This is a genomic window from Cupriavidus sp. 10L45 (assembly GCF_056395225.1).
On sequence record NZ_JBFTJC010000027.1, the window covers coordinates 1 to 3,084 of the forward strand.

The following is a 3,084-nucleotide window of genomic DNA, read 5'->3' on the forward strand; positions in this document are numbered from 1 at the left end:
ACGTCAAGCTGTCCACCGAGCACTCCGGAAAATCCCAGCTGACGCTCGGCCATATGGTCGACGGGAAGTGGAAGCGGCGGGGGGAGGGGTTCGAACTCAGGACGTCCGGCTGGGGAGCGATCCGGGGCGGCAAGGGGTTGTTCATCACCGCCGATGACCAGCCAAAGGCCAGCGGACAGCAACTCGACATGGCCCCGGCTCAGCGCCTGCTCGAACAAGCGCTCCAGCAAAGCCAGGCACTGGCCGAGACCGCCAGGGCCGCACAAGCCCTCGCCGCCGACTGCGAGCGCCAGCAGGCCCTGCTCAATGACAGCCTCAAGCAACTCCGCGATGCCGGCCTGCTCGCCAGCGCCCCTGCCGGCATGGCGCTGGTGTCCGGGGCGGACCTGCAAACGAGCGCGGCGAACCATCTCATCGCCACCGCCGGCGGCAGCGCGGACATCAGCGCCGTCAAGCGCTTCACCGTCGCCGCCGGCGAAGCCGTGTCCCTGTTCGCGCAGAAACTCGGCATGAAACTGTTCGCGGCGGGCGGGAAGGTCGAGATCCAGGCGCAGAGCGATGAACTGCAGCTGGCGGCGCTTAAGGACGTCACGATCAGCAGTACGGACGGGAAGGTTGTTCTTACCGCTGACAAGGAGGTCTGGATCGGTGCCGGAGGTTCCTACATCCGCATCACTGGCGAGCGGATCGAGAACGTCACGCTGGGCGACATCGCCGAGAAGTGCGCATCGTGGGACAAGCACGCGCCGGGGGCCAAGTTGATGCCGCCGCAGCAATTGCCCCGCACGGCTTGCAAGAGCTGCCTGATCGACGCCATGCGCAGCGGCCAGTTCGGCATCTACATCAAATAGAGGCACTCCCATATGGACTACCGGTTCGCCCTGATCGACTCAAGCCATCAAATGCGCTTCCACCTTCGGCTGGACCGTTGTGGCGCCGCATACCAGTCGCTGTTCGAAGGCTATCCCGAGGCATCGCTGCTGGACATCGCCCCGTTGCTGATCGACCTGAGCCATGACGATCAGACTGGCCGGAACGTCCTTGCCGATGCGATGCGCCTCGGTGAGCTGAAACCGTGCGTCAGCATCATCGCAGCCTCGCGTCCGCTGACCGACCTCGCCGGGCATCTACGGCAGTTTCATCAGGTCAAGGTGCCGAACAATCGCGAAATGATCATCCGCTGGTACGACGGCCGCATCTTTCCGACATGGCTCGCGCTTCTTAACGACGATCAACGCGGATTCTTCACGCGCGGCATCACGGAATGGCGCTACTTCGACCGTTTCGGTAAGTGCCAGCAGGCCACGCTGCCTGCCGACGACGCTCACCATGACGGGGCGTTTTCCCTGCCCGTCCACCTCGACGAAAAGCAAATCGCCGCCCTGGAGGCTGCCACCGAAGCGGACGGCATGATCGGCGGCCTGCAGGCAATCATGCCAAAGCTGCGGCACGTGCCATACCGCGTAGTTCATCCATTTATCGAAGCGCATTTGCGTGCCGCGCGCCAGCATGGGTTGTCCGACGTGGAAGATTTGGTGGAGTACCTGATATTGGCCTTCCAGACGTCAGGGCGTTTTGTCGATCATCCGCAAGCCACGCAACGGTTGTCGATGCCGGCGAATGCGCACAGCGATACGTTTGCGAAGTGGGCAGGCGGACTTGGGGGTGAGGTCGCCGCCGCCGGCACGCCTTTATGGGAAGCGCCTGACGAGCAGGAGGATGCCCGATGAACCATCGTCTGGCATCGGCGGCGAGCCTGAGGCGTTGCGGCCGGCTGGCCATGCTTGCGGCACTGTCGCTGGCAATGTCCGGATGTGGCGACGAGCCAATCTCCGTGTCAATGGTTGGCTACAACCACACCGATGTAGGCATCTACGCGTTCGAGATCAATGGCCGTGGTGGCCCGAATATCTGGCCGCACGAAGGCGGTGGCAGTTTTACGTGCTGCGTCACGGTGCCACGGGTCTACAAGCCTGGCATGACGGCGAAGGTCAGGTGGCTCCATCGCATCGACGATGTTCCGCAGGAGCGGATTGTCCCTGTGCCCCCCTACCGCCCTGAAGACGTGGGGCTTCTGACTCTCCATTTTCTTCGAGACGGCAGTATCAAGGTGTTCGTGACCATGACGCTGCTTGGTCACCCGGCGTATCCCCTGAAAGGGGACGAGGCGCGCAAGTAACCACAGTTCCAAGAGGAGAGTCATGCCTTACACAGTAGCGCGCCCACGGGCGTGGATAGCCGGCCTGCTAGCAGCATTGCCACTGGCAATGTCCGGTTGCGGCGAGGAGCCAATCTCCGTGTCAATGGTTGGCTACAACCACACCGATGTGGGCATCTACGCGTTCGAAGTCAATGGCTATGGCGGTCCAAATATCGGGGCGCACGAGGGCGGCGGAAAGTTCACTTGTTGCGTCACGGTGCCACGGATCTACAAGCCTGGCACGACGGTGAAGGTCCGATGGGTCAATCGCATCGACGATGTGCCGCAGGTGCGGATCGTCCCGGTACCTCCTTATGGACCAAGGGATGGCGGAATGTTCGCCGTCCACTTCCTGCGCGACGGCAATGTCAAGGTGTTCGTGACCATGATGGGTCTTGGACACCCTGACTATCCCTTGAAGGGCGACGAGGCGCGCAAGTAACCACAGTTCCACGAGGAGAGTCATGCCTTACACAGTAGCGCGCCCACGGGCGTGGTTAGCCGGCCTGCTAGCAGCATTGTCACTGGCAGTGTCCGGTTGCGGCGAGGAGCCAATCTCAGTGTCAATGGTTGGATACAACCACACCGATGTGGGCATCTACGCGTTCGAGGTCAATGGCCGTGGTGGCCCGAATATCTGGCCGCACGAAGGCGGTGGCAGTTTTACGTGCTGCGTCACGGTGCCACGGGTCTACAAGCCTGGCATGACGGCGAAGGTCAGATGGGTCCATCGCATCGACGATGTGCCACAGGAGCGGATCGTGCCGGTACCTCCTTATGGACCAAGGGATGGCGGAATGTTCGCCGTCCACTTCCTGCGCGACGGCAATGTCAAGGTGTTCGTGACCATGATGGGTCTTGGACATCCCGACTATCCCTTGAAG

5 protein-coding genes are annotated in these 3,084 nt (G+C 62.1%); all 5 read left to right on the forward strand.

Annotated features, from left to right (window positions below):
• The coding region (locus tag AC1DFU_RS27480) for a DUF2345 domain-containing protein (RefSeq protein WP_477159886.1) at positions 1–851 on the forward strand (851 nt) is incomplete at its 5' end.
• Between the two features lie 12 nt (positions 852–863).
• Positions 864–1,730 carry a DUF4123 domain-containing protein gene (locus AC1DFU_RS27485; protein WP_441593837.1) on the forward strand — a complete coding sequence of 289 codons (867 nt, stop codon included), beginning with the start codon at positions 864–866 and terminating at the stop codon, positions 1,728–1,730.
• Positions 1,727–2,179, forward strand: a complete 453-nt coding sequence (locus AC1DFU_RS27490) for a DUF3304 domain-containing protein (protein ID WP_441593835.1) — start codon at positions 1,727–1,729, stop codon at positions 2,177–2,179. The genes AC1DFU_RS27485 and AC1DFU_RS27490 overlap by 4 nt, the downstream gene beginning before the upstream one ends.
• A gap of 22 nt (positions 2,180–2,201) precedes the next feature.
• Positions 2,202–2,642, forward strand: a complete 441-nt coding sequence (locus AC1DFU_RS27495) for a DUF3304 domain-containing protein (RefSeq protein ID WP_441593833.1) — start codon at positions 2,202–2,204, stop codon at positions 2,640–2,642.
• A 124-nt stretch (positions 2,643–2,766) separates the two neighbouring features.
• Positions 2,767–3,084: DUF3304 domain-containing protein (locus tag AC1DFU_RS27500; RefSeq protein WP_477159887.1), on the forward strand; the 318-nt coding region annotated here is incomplete at its 3' end.

Excerpts from the sequence above, each read along its gene's own strand:
- AC1DFU_RS27485 (WP_441593837.1), top strand. The coding sequence starts at position 864 with ATGGACTACCGGTTCGCCCTGATCGACTCAAGCCATCAAATGCGCTTC.
- AC1DFU_RS27490 (WP_441593835.1), top strand. The coding sequence starts at position 1,727 with ATGAACCATCGTCTGGCATCGGCGGCGAGCCTGAGGCGTTGCGGCCGG.
- AC1DFU_RS27495 (WP_441593833.1), top strand. The coding sequence starts at position 2,202 with ATGCCTTACACAGTAGCGCGCCCACGGGCGTGGATAGCCGGCCTGCTA.